This is a genomic window from Candidatus Pelagibacter bacterium nBUS_28, assembly GCF_051200915.1.
In the GTDB taxonomy this organism is placed as follows: Bacteria; Pseudomonadota; Alphaproteobacteria; order Pelagibacterales; family Pelagibacteraceae; genus Pelagibacter.
The window spans coordinates 1,035,098-1,051,702 of record NZ_CP172844.1 but is presented as its reverse complement, the minus strand read 5'-3'; the positions used below and the strand labels follow the sequence as shown (position 1 = coordinate 1,051,702).

Annotated in this window: 14 protein-coding genes and 1 tRNA gene; 10 read left to right on the top strand and 5 right to left on the bottom strand. The window is 26.0% G+C overall.

Annotated elements, in window-relative coordinates; all coding sequences use genetic code 11:
* From ACIJYC_RS05585 to ligA, 6 genes are all read left to right on the top strand, one after another.
* A complete protein-coding gene (locus tag ACIJYC_RS05585) occupies positions 1-915 on the top strand; it encodes a D-alanine--D-alanine ligase (RefSeq protein WP_435165395.1) in 915 nt (304 codons plus the stop codon).
* Positions 896-1,552, top strand: a complete 657-nt coding sequence (locus tag ACIJYC_RS05580; RefSeq protein ID WP_435165392.1) for a cell division protein FtsQ/DivIB — start codon at positions 896-898, stop codon at positions 1,550-1,552. The genes ACIJYC_RS05585 and ACIJYC_RS05580 overlap by 20 nt, the downstream gene beginning before the upstream one ends.
* Positions 1,545-2,240, top strand: a complete 696-nt coding sequence (locus ACIJYC_RS05575) for a hypothetical protein (RefSeq protein WP_435165390.1) — start codon at positions 1,545-1,547, stop codon at positions 2,238-2,240. The genes ACIJYC_RS05580 and ACIJYC_RS05575 overlap by 8 nt, the downstream gene beginning before the upstream one ends.
* 64 nt (positions 2,241-2,304) lie before the next feature.
* The gene (gene lpxC, locus ACIJYC_RS05570; protein ID WP_435165387.1) at positions 2,305-3,225 is read left to right on the top strand and encodes a UDP-3-O-acyl-N-acetylglucosamine deacetylase; all 921 of its coding nucleotides are present in this window, start codon (positions 2,305-2,307) and stop codon (positions 3,223-3,225) included.
* A gap of 45 nt (positions 3,226-3,270) precedes the next feature.
* Positions 3,271-4,110: an outer membrane protein assembly factor BamD gene (locus ACIJYC_RS05565; protein ID WP_435165384.1), complete on the top strand. Its 840-nt coding sequence runs from the start codon at positions 3,271-3,273 to the stop codon at positions 4,108-4,110.
* Position 4,111: 1 nt separating this feature from the next.
* Positions 4,112-6,142: an NAD-dependent DNA ligase LigA gene (ligA, locus tag ACIJYC_RS05560; RefSeq protein ID WP_435165381.1), complete on the top strand. Its 2,031-nt coding sequence runs from the start codon at positions 4,112-4,114 to the stop codon at positions 6,140-6,142.
* Here the strand turns inward: ligA and ACIJYC_RS05555 are convergent.
* Both ACIJYC_RS05555 and ACIJYC_RS05550 read right to left on the bottom strand, forming a co-directional pair.
* A complete protein-coding gene (locus ACIJYC_RS05555) occupies positions 6,125-7,846 on the bottom strand; it encodes a M24 family metallopeptidase (RefSeq protein WP_435165379.1) in 1,722 nt (573 codons plus the stop codon). The genes ligA and ACIJYC_RS05555 overlap by 18 nt on opposite strands.
* Positions 7,816-9,852 carry an ATP-dependent helicase gene (locus ACIJYC_RS05550; protein ID WP_435165376.1) on the bottom strand — a complete coding sequence of 679 codons (2,037 nt, stop codon included), beginning with the start codon at positions 9,850-9,852 and terminating at the stop codon, positions 7,816-7,818. The genes ACIJYC_RS05555 and ACIJYC_RS05550 overlap by 31 nt, the downstream gene beginning before the upstream one ends.
* A gap of 32 nt (positions 9,853-9,884) precedes the next feature.
* Here ACIJYC_RS05550 and ACIJYC_RS05545 point away from each other — a divergent pair, with 32 nt between their 5' ends.
* Complete coding sequence (locus tag ACIJYC_RS05545) at positions 9,885-11,375, top strand: hypothetical protein (protein ID WP_435165374.1); 1,491 nt, start codon at positions 9,885-9,887, stop codon at positions 11,373-11,375.
* Here ACIJYC_RS05545 and fumC read toward each other — a convergent pair.
* A complete protein-coding gene (gene fumC / locus ACIJYC_RS05540) occupies positions 11,363-12,751 on the bottom strand; it encodes a class II fumarate hydratase (protein ID WP_435165371.1) in 1,389 nt (462 codons plus the stop codon). The two genes, ACIJYC_RS05545 and fumC, sit on opposite strands and share 13 nt — an antisense overlap.
* 65 nt (positions 12,752-12,816) lie before the next feature.
* Between fumC and ACIJYC_RS05535 the strand changes: the two genes are divergently transcribed.
* The gene (locus tag ACIJYC_RS05535; protein ID WP_435165368.1) at positions 12,817-13,188 is read left to right on the top strand and encodes a phosphoribosyl-ATP diphosphatase; all 372 of its coding nucleotides are present in this window, start codon (positions 12,817-12,819) and stop codon (positions 13,186-13,188) included.
* Here ACIJYC_RS05535 and nadC read toward each other — a convergent pair.
* Both nadC and nadA read right to left on the bottom strand, forming a co-directional pair.
* Positions 13,185-14,018, bottom strand: a complete 834-nt coding sequence (gene nadC, locus ACIJYC_RS05530) for a carboxylating nicotinate-nucleotide diphosphorylase (RefSeq protein WP_435165365.1) — start codon at positions 14,016-14,018, stop codon at positions 13,185-13,187. The genes ACIJYC_RS05535 and nadC overlap by 4 nt on opposite strands.
* 4 nt (positions 14,019-14,022) lie before the next feature.
* A complete protein-coding gene (nadA, locus tag ACIJYC_RS05525; protein WP_435165362.1) occupies positions 14,023-15,012 on the bottom strand; it encodes a quinolinate synthase NadA in 990 nt (329 codons plus the stop codon).
* A gap of 55 nt (positions 15,013-15,067) precedes the next feature.
* On the opposite strand from nadA, the gene ACIJYC_RS05520 reads away from it, so the two are divergent.
* Both ACIJYC_RS05520 and ACIJYC_RS05515 read left to right on the top strand, forming a co-directional pair.
* Positions 15,068-15,153, top strand: a tRNA-Leu gene (locus tag ACIJYC_RS05520).
* A 61-nt stretch (positions 15,154-15,214) separates the two neighbouring features.
* The gene (locus ACIJYC_RS05515; RefSeq protein WP_435165360.1) at positions 15,215-16,603 is read left to right on the top strand and encodes a dienelactone hydrolase family protein; all 1,389 of its coding nucleotides are present in this window, start codon (positions 15,215-15,217) and stop codon (positions 16,601-16,603) included.
* The last annotated feature ends 2 nt before the right edge of the window (positions 16,604-16,605 follow it).

Below are 16,605 nucleotides of genomic sequence, written 5' to 3'. Positions count from 1 at the left end.
TTGAAAAAAAAAATATTAATACTTGCTGGTGGAATTTCAAAAGAAAGATTAATTAGCCTTGATACGGGTTTACAAGTTGCAAAAGAGCTAAAAAAAAATGGTTACAAAGTAAAAATTTCTGAACCAGATGGTAGTTTGTTAAAAAATATTAATCAATTTAAACCTAATGTTATATTTAATGCGTTACACGGACAGTTTGGTGAGGATGGTTATATACAAACTATTTTAGAAGGATTTAAAATCCCCTACACTCATTCAGGAGTAATTGCTTCTTCATTAGCAATGGATAAAGCAATATCAAAAAAAATTTTTATACAAAATAAAATTAATACCCCAAAATATATTAAATATTCTTATAAAGAAAATAATTTTGATTTAATAAAAAATATTGAAAAGAAGTTCAAATTTCCAGTTGTAGTTAAGCCAATTAATGAGGGTTCAAGTGTAAATGTTTTTATTTGTACAAAAAAAAATATTTCAAGAATTTTAAGTTCTATGAGAATTTATAAAGAGATAATAATTGAAGAATTTATTGGTGGAAGAGAAATTCAAGTTGCAATTATGGGTAATAAAAAATTAGGAGCAATAGAGCTCAAACCAAAGAGAAAATTTTATGACTACAAAGCTAAATACAGTGTAAATGCAAAAACTGAACATATTATTCCAGTTGAACTTCCAAAAAATAAATTAAATGAAGCAATGGATTTATCACTTAAAGCTCATAAAATAATAGGTTGTAAGGGGGTTACTAGATCAGATTTTAAATTTTATAAAAATAAGTTTTATTTATTAGAAATTAATACGCAACCAGGCATGACAAGACTATCTCTTGTCCCAGAAATAGCAAAATATAAAGGTATATCCTTTATAGAACTAATTGAGTGGATTTTAAAAGATGCAACAACGAAAAAGTAAAAAAATTTTAATATATTTTTTTTTACTATTAGTAGTTGGCTCAATAAATAATATCAATTTTAATGGTTTAAAATTTCAAAACATTAATAATATTAATATTACTGGATTAGATATTAAGAATAAATTAATTTTGTTTAAAGAAATTGAAAATTTTAATCTAAATAATATCTTTTTAATTAATAAGCTTGATCTGAAACATGAAATTGAATCAAATACTTTAGTAGAAAATTTTTCTATTTTTAAAAGATATCCATCTTCACTAGATATTAATATTGAGAAAACTAAATTTTTAGCAAAAATAAACAAAAATGGCCGAATTTTTTATGTAGGTTCTAATGGAAAATTTATTAAAAATAATACATCAAATAATGAACTTCCTTTTATTTTTGGAAATCCAGAAGTATTTGAATTTTTTAAAATTAAAGAAATTATTGATAAATCTAAAATTTCTTTTACAGAAATAAAAAATTTATATTTTTTTCCATCTAAAAGATGGGATTTAGAATTAATAGATAATACTATAATAAAATTACCAAATGATAATATTAATCTTGCCCTTAATTTAGCAATAGAATTTTTAAATGACCATAAATTTATAGATGCAAGAATTAAAAATCAAATTATTTTAAATGATTGAAAATTCAGATTTTGAAACTTTTCTTTATATTTCTAAAAACAAGTATCAAATATTTGTTTATGATAAAGATAATTTAAAGAATTTGTATAACGAAGAAATTGAGAATGATGATGAGGTAGAATTAAATATTCTTTCAAAATTTATTGATGACAATGTTTATAAAATTGAAAAAATGATAAAAGATTTTATTAGAAATATTATTATAATTATTGAAGATGATAAAGTTTTAGATATAGGTGTCTCATTAAAAAAAAAAAATTATGAAAAAAATATAGATCAAAAACAGTTAGAAAACAGCTTAGTTGAAGTCAAAGATATCTTTAAAGAAAATTACCAAGACCTGATAATTATGCACATGATAATTGTTGAAAAAGAAAATCGTTTATTATTAAATAATTCAAATAATAATTATGATTATTTATTTTTAGAAGTAAATTTTATTTCTATTTCAAATAACTTTACTTTAAATTTTAATAAGTTGTTAGAAAATCACCAAATTAAGATTAAACGTTATATGTCAGGTGGCTATATTAAAAGTTTTTTTGATAAAGAATCGAAAGAGTCGATGGAGTTATTTGTGATGGCAAATAAACTAAATGATGGTTTAAATAAAAATGAAGTCCAATTAGTCTCAAAAAGGAAAGAAAATAAAGGTTTTTTTGAAAAATTTTTTCAATTATTTAGTTAAAAGTGTTTTTTCTAGTAATATTTGTTGTTTTCAAAATTCAGTAAAAGCAATTTAAAAGACATTCGTGTCATATTTAACTCAAAAAACTATTAAAAATAACATTACCTTTAATGGTGTAGCCTTACATAGTGGATTAGATGTGAATATATGCATTAAACCAGCTGAGCCTAATTTTGGAATAGTTTTTAAAAGAGTTGATTTCAAGGAAAATAACTTGGTTTACCCAAACTTTATGAACGTTACTAATACCTCACTAAACACGACTATTGAAAATGAATTTGGAGTTAAAGTTTCAACCATTGAACATTTGATGGGAGCATTATTTGGATTAGGAATAGATAATGCATTAATAGAAATAGATAACGAAGAGGTTCCAATTCTAGATGGATCTGCAAAACAGTTTATAGAAAAGATTATTAGTTCTGGACTAGTTATGAGTGAGTCCCCAATTAAAATTATCAAAATTAATAAAGAAATTAAATTTATAGATGGTGATAGATTTATTTCAATAGAGCCATCTACTTTAAGCTTGGAAATAGATTTTGCACTTAAGTATCAAAACCCAATAATTGGAAATCAGAGTAATAAGGTAAAAGTTTTTGAAGATGATTTGACGGATGTTTATAATTCTAGAACTTATTGTTTATTTGAAGATGTTGAATTGATTAGAAAAATGGGGCTAGCAAAGGGAGGAAGTCTCAAAAATGCAGTGGTTGTTAAAGACCATGAAATTTTAAATCCTGAAGGTTTAAGAAATAATAAAGAATTTGTTAACCATAAAATACTTGATTGCATTGGAGATCTTTATACATCTGGTTATAGAATAATTGCAAAAATCAAATGCTCCCAAGGTGGCCATTATTTAACTAATCAGTTGCTCAGAAAAGTATTTGAAAATAAAGACAATTTTTCAATTCTTGAGATAAAAGAAAAGAACTTACCTCATACTTTAATAAATAGAAATTTATTAAAATCTATAGCTTAAAATAAACATATATTTTAAAAGAAATAAATTAAGGTATAATCTATCATGATCATTCGAAATTATTTTTATTTTTTTTTAATTTTTTTACTTTGTTTATCTTGTTCAAAAAAAGTAATTGAAAAATCTACAATCAACGAAGTGAATTTAGAGTCTCAAATGTTAGAAGCTTATAAAGAAGGATTAAAAGAACTTAAAGCTGGTGATGTTCTTTTTGCAGCAAAAAAATTTAATGAGGCAGAAATTTTATTTCCACAATCAGAATATGCACCAAAATCTGCTTTGATGGCAGCTTATTCATACTACTCTCAGAATTACTATGGTGATGCAATGGCTGAATTAATTAGATTTTTAAGAGTTTACCCAAACCACAAAGATATCGTTTATGCAGAGTACTTATTAGGACTGTGTTACTATGAACAAATTATAGATGAAAAGAAAGATCTTGAATCTATAATTAACGCTAAAAAAACATTTAGTAATCTCATTTCTAAATATCCAAATACAGATTTTGCTTTAGATGCAATGTTCAAAATCAATTTAATTGATGAAGTTTTAGCTGCTAAGGAAATGTATATTGGTAGATATTATGTTGATAGAAAAAAATGGATTTCAGCAATAAATAGATTTAGAGTTGTTGTAGATGATTATGATACTACAATCTATGCTGAAGAAGCAATTCATAGATTAGTTGAAGTTTATTATACAATTGGAATTGAGTCTGAGGCAAAAAAATATGCCAATTTATTAGGATATAATTACCAGTCTTCTGAATGGTATGAAAAATCATTTAGTGTATTTAATAAAAAATATAAAAAAGATATTTTAAAAGATATTAAAAAAGAAAATAATTCTATAATAGAAAAATTTAAATCTCTATTCGGCTGAGATGAGTAAAAAAAAAATAGAATCTAATTATAAAAAAAAAATAGACTTATTAACAAGTTATAATAAAAATTACTATGATGTTAGCAAACCATTAGTATCAGACAAAGAATATGATGATTTAAAAAATAGCATATTGGCTTTAGAGAATAAATATTCTTATCTAAGGTCGGAAGAGTCACCATCAAAAATTGTTGGATTTAAGCCGTCTAAAAATTTCCATAAAGTGACTCATAGAGCCCAAATGCTTTCTTTGGCAAATGCTTTTGAAAGAGAGGACTTAATGAACTTCGAAAAAAAGATATTAAATTTTTTATCTAAAGATAAAGATTTTAAGCTTTCATATAGTGCAGAGCCAAAAATCGACGGTATATCAGCTTCATTGATATATAAAAATGGTAATTTCAAAACAGGATTATCAAGAGGAGATGGAAAAGAGGGTGAAGATATAACGGCTAATCTCATGACCATAAAAGAAATTCCAAAAAAAATTGAATTCAAAGATTTTCCTGAAGAAATTGATATAAGAGGTGAAGTATTTATACAAAATAGTGATTTTAAAAATTTAAAAGATAAATTTGCAAATCCAAGGAATGCAGCATCAGGATCATTACGACAAAAAAATCCAGAGGACACAAAAAAAATTCCCTTAAAATTTATTGCTTATACTTTTGGTTATGAAAAAGGTCTTAAAGCAAAAAATCAAACAGATTTTTTAAAAAATTTAAATAGTTGGGGCTTTAAAATAAATCCATTAAATAAACTAATTACAGGTATTGATAATTTATTGATCAATTACTCCAGAATAGAAATGGATAGAGCAAAAATTGATTTTGATATTGATGGCATAGTTTATAAAATTAACGACTTTGAATTACAAAAAAGACTCGGTAATGTTGCAAATTCACCAAGGTGGGCTATTGCACATAAATTTGCCTCCAATAAAGCTATATCTAAAATTCTTAATATTGAAATTCAAATAGGAAGAACGGGAGCTTTAACGCCTGTTGCAAAAATTAAACCAATTAATATAGGAGGAGTAATAGTATCTAACGCAACTCTGCATAATGAAGATGAAATTGACAGAAAAAATGTAAGAATTGGTGATTTAGCAACTATTGAGAGGGCTGGAGATGTAATACCCCATATTATTTCAGTAGATATCACAAAAAGGGATAAAAAATCACAAAAATTTATTTTTCCAAAAAAATGTCCATCATGTGGCTCAAAAACAATTAAAGAATTTAATAATACAACTAAAAAAGAAGATGCGGTAAGAAGATGTTCTAGTGAAGGATATGACTGTGAGAAAATTGCAATAGAAAAATTAAAACATTTTGTTTCTAAAGAAGCATTTAATATTGAAGGCTTTGGCAAAAAAATAGTAGAAAACTTTTGGAACCTCAATTTAATAAAATTACCACAAGATATATTTAATTTAGATTTTAAGAAAATAGAAAATCTTGAAGGTTGGGGCAAACAATCAATGGAAAATTTAAAGTATTCTATTAATCAAAGAAAAAATATTTCTTTAGAAAGATTAATCTATTCACTAGGTATTAGACATATTGGTCTAGAAAATGCAAAAATTTTATCAAAATACTTTAAATCATTTTCGAACTTCATTAATTTTTCCAATGAAGTAAATTTAGATGATATTTTGAATATTGATGGAATTGGCGAAACTCAGTTGTTGTCAGTTAAAAATTTTTTTAATAATAAAATTAATCTGAATATTTTAAAAGAATTACAAAAAAATTTAGAAGTAAAAGACTCATCTATTAAAAATAAAAATGGATTATTAAATGAAAAAACATTTATGATAACTGGAAAACTAAATGGAATTAGTAGAGCAGAAGTAAAATCTTTAATAGAGGAAAATTCTGGATCTTCAGTGAGCACTGTAAGTAAAAAATTAAATTATTTAATCATTGGTGACAAGCCAACAAAAAAGAAAGTTAATAAAGCTAAAAAACTTAAGATTACTATATTAAATCAAAGCCAGTTTTTAAAAATGTTAAATATAACTAGCTAGCCATTTTCTCTCATTAGGAGAGAGATATTTTGAAAGTTTTGAATACACATCTAAATGATATTTAAAGAGATAATTTTTTTCAAATTTAGTTAAAAGATTAAAATTAATTAAATCCTTTTCAATTGGAACAAGGGTTAAATTTTCAAAGCAAATTTTTTTTTTAATTTTTTTAACAAAAACAAGATTTTCTATTCTGATACCATAAGAATTTTTTTTATAATAACCTGGCTCATTACTTAAAATCATACCTTCTTGAATTTTGATTTTATTTAATTTAGAAATTGATTGAGGACCTTCGTGAACGTTTAAAAAGAAACCAACACCATGTCCTGTTCCATGGGCATAATCTAATTTACTTTCTTTTAGATATTTTCTTGCTCTTCTATCTATTTTTATGCCGGTATTATTTAGTTTTAGATCTGTATTTGTTACAGCTATGTGTCCTTTTAATACTTTAGTGTAAATATTTTTGATACTTGGTTTTGGTTTTGTAAAACAGATGGTTCTAGTAACATCAGTAGTGCCATATTTATACTGGCCGCCTGAATCACATAAAAAAATATCATTTTTTCTTATTGTTCTACAACTATCTTTTTTAGCTCTATAATGAACAATGGCACCATTTTTGCCTGCTCCTGCAATTGTTTCAAAACTTGGATATAAATATTTGTTACTTCTTTTTCTAAATTTTTCTAATTTTATTTGAGCATCAACTTCTGTAATCTTTTTTTTATTAATTTTTTTAATCCAATAAATAAATTTCGTTAATGCTACACCATCTACAACATGGGTGCTAATCATGTTATCTATTTCAGTATTATTTTTTATAGCTTTTAAAAGATAAGTGGGATCTTCTCTCTTTATAATTTTAAATTTAGATTTGATAATATTTTCATAAAAAAATGAACAAGATTTATTGTCAATTATAAAATTTTTACCACTTAAGGATAAAATTTTTTTAGGTAAATCACTTATGGAAACTAATTGATTTTTGTTAATTATTTTTTCTTTTATTAATTTTTTAGCTTTAAAAGGCTCAGTTATCAAAAATATTTTTTTTGTCTTATTAATAACTAATCTTGAATTTGGTACAGGGCTATTTGGTCCATCACTACCTCTAATGTTTAAAATCCAGGCTACATTTTCTGGGGCTGTTACAAATAAATTATCAGCTTTATTTTTTTTAAGGTAATTTACAATTTTATTAATTTTTGACTTGCTATTTTCACCAACAATTTCATCTTTCAGTGAAAAAAAAGGAACACTTTTAACAACTTTTTTTTTTTTTATTTCATCAATTAAATTATTGGATAAAAATTTAATTTTATTATTTTTTAAAAAATAATTATTTATTTGTTGATGTGTAAATAGTTTGGGGTCTAACCCTAATTTTAGATTTTTAAATAAAGCACAATTTATTATTTTTTCATAACTAACAATTTTAAAATATTTTCCACTCTCCATTTCACTTTGAATAGTGTATCTACCATCTGTAAATAAATAATTTTTATTTTTTAAAATAATAGCTAGACCAGCAGAACCACTGAAATTTGAGATAATCTTTAATCTATTTATTTTTGAATATTCAGTAAAATAATCATCATTTTTAGGTACAACATATCCTTCAATGTTGTATTTTTTAAATTTTTTTCTTAACTCATTTATCTCTTTGTTCATTTTATTCTCTTTTGATACCTTATCCATCCAGGACTTCTTGTTCCTTCTTCAATTTCAAAGTCTTGATTAAAATCAAAATCTTGATCATCGTCGACTTCTTCCTCAAAAAAAGAATTTTTTTCTAAATGCTTTTCTGGCAACTCTTCAATGAATCTTGAGGCCATGCTATCAATCCAGTCACCCTGATAAAATCTATTCATTGAAAAAGAAATTATAGCTTTTTTTTTAGCCCTAGTTATTCCTACATAAGCTAAACGACGTTCTTCCTCCAAACCACTTTGTCCTTTTTCTTCAATTGATTTTTGATGAGGAAACAAACCTTCTTCCCAGCCAGGAAGAAAAACCACATCAAACTCCAGTCCTTTTGCTGCATGCATAGTCATCATATTAATCTTTTCACCATCCCATTCTTGATCAATTGAAGTTGCCAAAGAAACATGTTCTAAAAAACTTTCTAGATTATCAAATTCCTTCATCGCACTTAATAATTCTTTAATGTTCTCCAATCTATTTTCATTGTCTAAATCTTTTTTATTTTTTAACATTGCTGAGTAACCAGATTCGTCTAAAACTATTTGAAGCAATTTAATATGATTAACTTTTTTAACATTAAGATCATTTCTCCACTTATTTAATGCATTAAGAAAAAAACTAAGACCTATTTTTGTTTTTGGTTTAATTAAATTTTGTTCAAGCATTTTATTAGCAGCAGATTCTAGACTTAAATTATTTTCTTTACCAAATTCATGAACAATTTTTAAAGTAGTGTCTCCAATTGATCTTTTGGGATTATTGACAATTCTTTCAAAGGCAAGGTCATCTTTTTCTTGATAAATTAATCTTAAGTAAGCAACACAATCTTTAATTTCAGCTCTTTCATAAAATTTTGTTCCCCCTAAGATTCTATAAGGCATCCCAATTTTAAGAAATCTTTCTTCAAATTCTCTTGTTTGAAATATGGCTCTAACCAAAATAGCCATTTGATTGAATGAATATCTATTTTTTAATTTTTTTTCTATCTCATCTGAAATTCCAATCGCCTCATCTTTACCATTTTTAAAGCAATTTAATTTTACTAAATCTCCCTCTTCCATCGTAGTTGTAAGTGTTTTGCCAACTCTATTTTGATTATTTGAGATTAGATTAGAGGCAACAGATAAAATATTTTGAGAAGACCTATAGTTTTGTTCAAGCCGTATTACTTTTGTATTTTCATATACTTGGTCAAACTCTAAAAAATTTTTAATCTCTGCCCCCCTCCAACTATAAATTGATTGATCGTCATCTCCAACACAGCATAAATTTTTAGTTTTTTCAGATAATAAATTTAACCATTTACTCTGAATAAAATTAGTGTCTTGATACTCGTCAACTAAAATATATTTAAAGTTAGTTGTATAAATTTGTCTTATATCAGGATAATTTTCTAAAATTTTTACAGTATGTAAAATTAAATCACCAAAATCACATGAGTTCAAATCTATTAATTTTTGTTGATAGATTTTATACAAAGGTAGTATAGTTTTTTCGTAAACATCTTTATTGTTTATTACAACTTCTAACGGGTAATACCCTTTATTTTTCCATCGATCGATTATTGCTAAAATAAATCTAGGTGCTAATTGTTTGATGTCTATATTTTCACTTTTACAGATATTTTTGATAAGTCTTGTTTGGTCATCAGTATCTATAATAGTGAAGTTTGAATTTAGATTTGCAGCTGTTGCATGCTTTCTTAATATTTTTGCACATATTGAATGAAAGGTTCCAAGCCAAGAAAGACCAGTTGCAGCAGAGCCAAGCATTTTACTAACTCTTGTTTGCATCTCTTTTGCAGCTTTATTGGTAAAAGTTACTGATAAAATTTGGTTAGGGAATGCTTTCTTTTCTTTAATAATGTGTGCAATTCTTGAAGTTAATACCTTGGTTTTTCCAGATCCTGCACCTGCAACTATTAATAATGGTCCCTCTAAATATAATACTGCTTCTTTTTGAGCATTATTTAGGTTTTTTAAATAATCAGAGTTTATCATTTTAAATATTTCTTTATAAGTTTCATTGTTTTATGAGCAAACATAATTATTTTCTTAAATTTTTAATTAAGACCAATCAGATTATAAATAGTACATTAAAGAGAAATTTAAACAAATTAAACGCCACTAATTTAAATAAAATATTAATTAATAACAAAGTTTTTTTAACTATTGTTTTATTGGTTATTTTATTTTTTTCATACCTTTCTTTACCAAATATTTTCAATAAAAATCAAATTTCAGCTGAACTAAAAAAAGATCTATTGGATAAATTAAACATAGAGTTTAATTTTGAAAAAAAATTAGATTATAAATTTTTACCAAGACCTCATTTTATAACAAGACAATCTTTAGTAATATTAGATGAAAATAAAATCTCAAAAATAGATAAATTAAAAATTTATGTTTCTTTAGAAAGTCTATTTTCTCTAAAAAATATGAAAATAACGAATGTAATTATAGAAGAAGCTAATTTTAATCTTAATAAGAATAATTATAGTTTCTTTATAAAACTTCTAGATAGTAATTTTGAAGATATTAAACTTGAGATAGTTGATAGCAATATATTTTATAAAAATTTAGAGAATGATGTTTTGTTTATTAACCATATTGAAAATATTAAATATATTTATGACCCTAAAGAGTTTAAAAATATACTTTATTCAAAAAATAATATTTTTAATTTACCGTATTCATTGGAAATATTTAATGATCAAGATGAAAAAAAACTTAATTCAAAAATAAATATAGGAAATTTAAATCTTGAGCTAGAAAATCAATTTTTATATGGAGAAGAATTAAAATCAGGGTTATCAGAATTTAATTTTCTAAATTCAAAAAGTTTTTTGGAATATAAAGCAGGAAAAAATAATTTTGAATTCAAATTATTTGATAAATCTCAAAAAACAAAATTTTCTTACAATGGCAAGTTAAACTTTAGACCTTTTCATTCTTATTTATCGGGATCTGCTACTGCAATAGATTTTGCTCACTTATTTTCTGCCAATGCAATTATTAAACAACTATTAAAAACTGAAATATTGAACAACAAAAATATTGATTTTAAATTAAATATTTCTGCAAGCAAAATAAAAAACTTTGATAATTTTACAAATATTTTTTTAAACTCAAGAATTCAAGAAGGATTAATTGACTTAGATCAAACCAAATTTAGTTGGAAAAATCATGCAAACTTTAGTTTAACAGATAGTTTAATATATTTAAAAAATGGAAAATTAGTTTTAGATGCCAACTCTGAAATCAAATTAATTAATTTAGACGAAATATATAAATTTCTAATTACTCCTAAAAATTTAAGAAAAAAAATCAATAAAATGAATATTAACTTTACTTATTTATTTGATGAAAAAACTTTAAATATAAATGATATCAAGGTTGATGGTATAGCTGATAAAGATTTTCTTAATAATCTGAATGAAATTAATCTAAAAGAAAATAGTTTGAAAAATAAGATTTATTTTAAAAATCTATTGAATAAAGTAATTAAAAGTTATGCTGGGTAAATCATTTTTTTAGGATCAACTATTTTTTCATAATCTTTTTTATTAATTAATCCTGTTTTTAATGTTTCATGTTTTAAACTAGTATTATTTTTTAAAGCTGTTTTTGCAATTTTTGCAGCATTATCATAGCCAATATGTGGTGCTAATGCAGTTACTAGCATCAAAGAATTATCTAGGTGCTCTTGAATTTTTTTCTTATTAGCTTTTATTCCTTTTACACAATATAGGGCAAAATTTTTAGTGCTATCAGCTATAAGGTCAATAGATTGCAAGATATTATGAGCAAGTAAAGGTTTAAAAACATTTAACTCAAAATGCCCATGAGATCCTGCAATAGTAATACCATTATGATTACCAATCACTTTAACACAAACCATTGTAACTGCCTCACATTGAGTAGGGTTTACTTTTCCTGGCATAATTGAAGAACCAGGTTCATTTTCAGGTAATATAAGTTCACCATAACCTGCTCTAGGACCAGATCCTAAAAATCTAATATCATTTGAAACTTTCATTAAAGCTACAGCGCATGTATTTAATGTTCCTGAAAAATTAACAATCGAGTCGTGTGCTGCAAGTTCAGCAAATTTATTTGCTGCTGGTTTGAAAGGAATTTTTGTAAATTTAGCAATTTCTTTAACAATCTTTTTATCAAAATTTTTTTTAGAATTTATACCAGTTCCTACAGCTGTTCCACCTTGCGCAAGATATAAAATTTCTTTTAAAGCATATGTTATTCTCTCGATACTTTTTTTAACTTGTACGTGATAGCCTGAAAATTCCTGTCCAAGCGAAAGAGGTGTTGCATCTTGTAAATGGGTTCTTCCAATTTTTACAATATTTTTAAATTCAATTGATTTTCTTTTTAATTCTTTTTCTAAAATTTTTAAACTTGGTATTAATTTTTTTAAAGTTTCTTTTGCCACAGAAATGTGCATTGCCGTTGGAAAAACATCGTTTGTTGATTGTGATTTATTAACATGATCATTTGGATGTACTGGTTTTTTGGTTCCTTTTTTCCCACCTAAAATTTCAATTGCTCGGTTGGCGATTACTTCATTAACGTTCATATTGGTTTGGGTTCCAGAACCTGTTTGCCATACTTTAAGAGGAAAGTTTTCATCTAACTTACCTTTTATAACTTCATCTGAAGCTTTAATAATCGCTTTAGAAACTTTATTACTGATTAGTTTATCTTTAGAATGAACTATAGCAGCCGATCTTTTAATTATAGCTATAGATTTAATTATTGAAATATTTACAAGTATTTTACCAATATTAAAAAATTTGTTAGATCGTTGTGTAGATGCTCCCCAATATTTATCATTAGGAACATTTACACTTCCAATACTGTCGAATTCTTTTCTTAATTTCATTGATTAATTTATAAGTAATAAATAACTATAACATACAATAATTTAAAAAAACTTACAGGAGCAAAATGTCGAATTTTAACAAAGTTGGAACTTTTATGAAAACCTTTGGCCAAGAGGTCAAAACTAAGCCTTCATTTAGTACTGATAAAATCAACAAATTAAGGATTGATTTGATTAAGGAGGAGCTTGATGAACTTAAAGAAGCAATGGATAATAATGATCTGCTAGAAGTAGCTGATGCACTAACAGATATTCTATATGTAACTTATGGAGCAGGACATGCCTTTGGTATTGATTTAGATAAATGTTTTAATGAGGTTCAAAACTCTAATATGAGTAAACTAGGTGAAAATGGTGAGCCTATTTATAATGAGTCTGGGAAAGTAATGAAGGGCCCAAATTATTTTAAACCTGATTTGTCTAAATTTGTATCTTAGATTTCTAATTTTAAATCAATAGCAGCAGAACTATGAGTTATGCTTCCAACAGAAATTCTATCCACTCCTGTTTTAGCAATGCTTTTGACTGTTTTTAGATTGATATTGCCTGAGGCTTCAGTTTCGTAATATTTTTTAGCGATTTTAACACCTGTTCTTAAATTTTTAACATTCATATTGTCAAACAGGACAGTATTGAATTTAAGACCCATAATAGTTTTTAATTGTTTTAAATTATCAACTTCGACAGTAATTTTTCTTCCTTTTTTGTTGTTAATAGCTAACGAAACTAAATCTTTAATATTTGATGATGCAATATGATTGTCTTTAATTAAAAATTCATCACTAAGATTAAATCTGTGGTTGGTACCACCTCCTAATTTTACAGCATATTTTTGAATAACTCTAATGTTTGGAATTGTTTTACGTGTACAACAAATTTTACATTTTTTACCAGCGAGTTTTACAAATTGATTTGTTTTTGTAGCAATACCAGAAATATGAGATAAAAAATTTAAAGCAACCCTTTCAGCAATTAAAATATTTCTAGCATTCCCTTCAATAGTTGCAATCAAAGAACCTTTCTTAACAAAAGATCCATCTTTTTTTTTAATGTTAAATTTAATCTTATTATCAACTAAATCAAAAGCTTGTTTTGCAAACAGCAAACCACCAATAATTGCATTTTGATTTGAAAGAAGTTTAACTTTAATAACTTTATTATTTTTTACTAAACTTGATGTGATGTCTCCAGAAGGATAGAGATCTTCATTTAAAGCTCTCTTAACTGTATTACGAATAAAATCTTTGCTAAGTTTTATTTTTGACACTTAATTATCTGCCGATAGCTGCCATTTTTTCAACTGATATTCTAGCTTTATCAATTGTATCTTTGTCCATAATTATTTCACCCGTTTCATTTTCTAAGCAATCTAATATTTTAGGAAGTGTAATTTTTTTCATGTAAGGACACATGTTGCATGGCTTTATAAAATCTACATTTGGATTCTCTACCTGAATATTATCACTCATAGAACATTCCGTAACCATCATTACTTTTTTAGGTTGGTTATCCTGAACATATTTAATCATACCAGAAGTTGACCCTGCAAAATCACTAGCATTAATAACCTCAGGCGGACATTCAGGATGGGCAATAATTTTAATTCCTGGGTTTTTTTCTCTAATATCGTGTATTTCTTTTTCATTGAACTGATCATGGACAATGCAAATGCCTTTCCATGAAATGATTTCAACATCTGTCTGTGAAGCAACATATTTTGCAAGATAATCATCTGGTAAAAATATTACTTTCTTTACCCCTAATGATTTTACGATTTTAACTGCATTCGCTGAAGTACAACAAACATCTGTTTCTGCTTTTACTTCTGCAGATGTATTAACGTAAGAAACTACAGGAACTCCTGGATATTTTTCTTTCAATAATCTTACATCTTTACCAGTTATTGATGATGATAATGAACAGCCAGCATCCATGTCTGGTAATATAACTTTTTTTTCAGGACTCATAAGCTTTGCTGTTTCAGCCATAAAATGAACTCCTGCCATTAAAATTATATCTGCAGAAGTTTTTGATGCTTCAATTGCTAGAGCAAGTGAGTCTGCAGCAAAATCAGCTACACCATGATAGATTTCTGGTGTTTGATAGTTGTGTGCAAGAATTACTGCATTCTTTTCTTTTTTAAGTTTGTTAATTTTGTGGATATATGGAGCATGCACTGACCATTCGATTTCAGGCATAACTTTTGAAATCTTTTGGTAAATTGGATCAGTTGCTTTTTGCACTTCTTGAGTAAATTCCATGATGTTTTTTACCAATTTGAAAGTTGCTTGTCATTCATTTATTATGAGACATATTGCGGTTGTGCTGAAATTGGTAGACAGGCACGGTTGAGGGCCGTGTGGACCTAGTCCATGAGAGTTCGAGTCTCTCCGACCGCACCAAATTGTAAATCTGATCAAATTTTTGATAAAAATTTAGAAATAGCATAAGTTGCATTAGAACATGAGGAATATTTTTATTACAATATTTTTAATTTTTTTCATTTTTGGCAATTCCCAAGCAAATGAAAAACATTTTTTACCAAACGGTTTTTACAAATTTTTATGGACGTACAAAGACAAAGATAAATCTGAATATCTAATTGCTGATACAGTTAAATTTAATGAAGGTAAATTGGAACATTTATACATACCTTGCCATAAAGGAATTAAGGGAAATTATAGAAAAAATTTTAAATATAAATTATCAAAAAATGGAAAAAAATTTTCGGTCTCTGGCACAGTAAAACTTTGGGAAGATTTAAAAAATGCGAAGATAAATATTGAATTTGATAAAGATAAAATTGAAAATTTTGATATTACAAAAAGATCAGTAAAATCCTCTTCTCCGTATGGGGACTATGAAAAAGAAGAGGTTCAGCTTAAAATAATAAAAGTGGATAAATTCAAAGATAGTAAATTTATTTGTAGTAGTGAAATTGTAAAATTTAATAGTTTTTCACCCAAAACTGCTAAAGAAATGTTTGGGGGTTTAAAGAAATTAAAAAAACAAAAAGTTTATGGTGATTTATATATTCCACAAACAAATAAAAAAAAAATTCCTTTGATTATTACCTTGCATCCATCCATGGGTTTTGTACCCAGTCATCATTTTGAATACTTTAATAATCTAGGTATAGCTATTCTTGATATTCAAACATTCAAATCCAGAGGAATTGAAAACCAATGGCACTATGAGGTATCTGAAGAGGCTGCGACTATAGATGTGTATGCTGCGCTTGATAAAATAGCCAAAGACCAAAGAATTGATAAAAATAAGATAGCAGTAATGGGATTTAGCTATGGTGCAATGGCAGTAATAAATACTCATCAAAATTTTTTTATAGATATTATTAAACCAAAAAATAGGTTTATGGCGCACATCGCTTATTACCCATTATGTTATTTACACAAAAACATTAAGACAACCAAAGCACCTCTTTATATTTTAGTTGGTGAAAAAGATAGATTAACACCTTATGAGTTTTGTGAGGACTATGTTAAAAAAATTAAAGAAAATAATGGAAATGCAGTGCTCAAGGTTTTTCCAGAAGCCACTCATCGATTTGATTGGAAAGAATTAAAAAGCCCAATAACAATGAAATCTTTTAGTGAGATGAAAAAAGAATTTGTTTTAAGTAAGCTAGACTCATCATACCCAAGGTATGATATAGGGGAGGGTGTTTTTGATACAACTGAACCTAATGGATGGTCATATTTTTCTTTAAAAGATGAAAATTATAGAAAAAATTATTACGCAGAATGTTGTGATATTAAAAGCACTATAAAATATAACGATAAGGCAGCTACCGAGTCTCTTAATATTATAAAAAATATTTTTGGAGTGAAATAATT

What these genes read in the sequence shown, in the direction of transcription:
- ACIJYC_RS05515 (WP_435165360.1), top strand. Translation starts at nt 15,215, where the DNA reads ATGAGGAATATTTTTATTACAATATTTTTAATTTTTTTCATTTTTGGC.
- ligA (WP_435165381.1), top strand. Translation starts at nt 4,112, where the DNA reads ATGAGTAAAAAAAAAATAGAATCTAATTATAAAAAAAAAATAGACTTA.
- ACIJYC_RS05575 (WP_435165390.1), top strand. Translation starts at nt 1,545, where the DNA reads ATGATTGAAAATTCAGATTTTGAAACTTTTCTTTATATTTCTAAAAAC.
- ACIJYC_RS05565 (WP_435165384.1), top strand. Translation starts at nt 3,271, where the DNA reads ATGATCATTCGAAATTATTTTTATTTTTTTTTAATTTTTTTACTTTGT.
- fumC (WP_435165371.1), bottom strand. Translation starts at nt 12,751, where the DNA reads ATGAAATTAAGAAAAGAATTCGACAGTATTGGAAGTGTAAATGTTCCT.
- ACIJYC_RS05535 (WP_435165368.1), top strand. Translation starts at nt 12,817, where the DNA reads ATGTCGAATTTTAACAAAGTTGGAACTTTTATGAAAACCTTTGGCCAA.
- ACIJYC_RS05545 (WP_435165374.1), top strand. Translation starts at nt 9,885, where the DNA reads ATGAGCAAACATAATTATTTTCTTAAATTTTTAATTAAGACCAATCAG.
- ACIJYC_RS05580 (WP_435165392.1), top strand. Translation starts at nt 896, where the DNA reads ATGCAACAACGAAAAAGTAAAAAAATTTTAATATATTTTTTTTTACTA.
- nadA (WP_435165362.1), bottom strand. Translation starts at nt 15,012, where the DNA reads ATGGAATTTACTCAAGAAGTGCAAAAAGCAACTGATCCAATTTACCAA.
- ACIJYC_RS05550 (WP_435165376.1), bottom strand. Translation starts at nt 9,852, where the DNA reads ATGATAAACTCTGATTATTTAAAAAACCTAAATAATGCTCAAAAAGAA.
- ACIJYC_RS05555 (WP_435165379.1), bottom strand. Translation starts at nt 7,846, where the DNA reads ATGGATAAGGTATCAAAAGAGAATAAAATGAACAAAGAGATAAATGAG.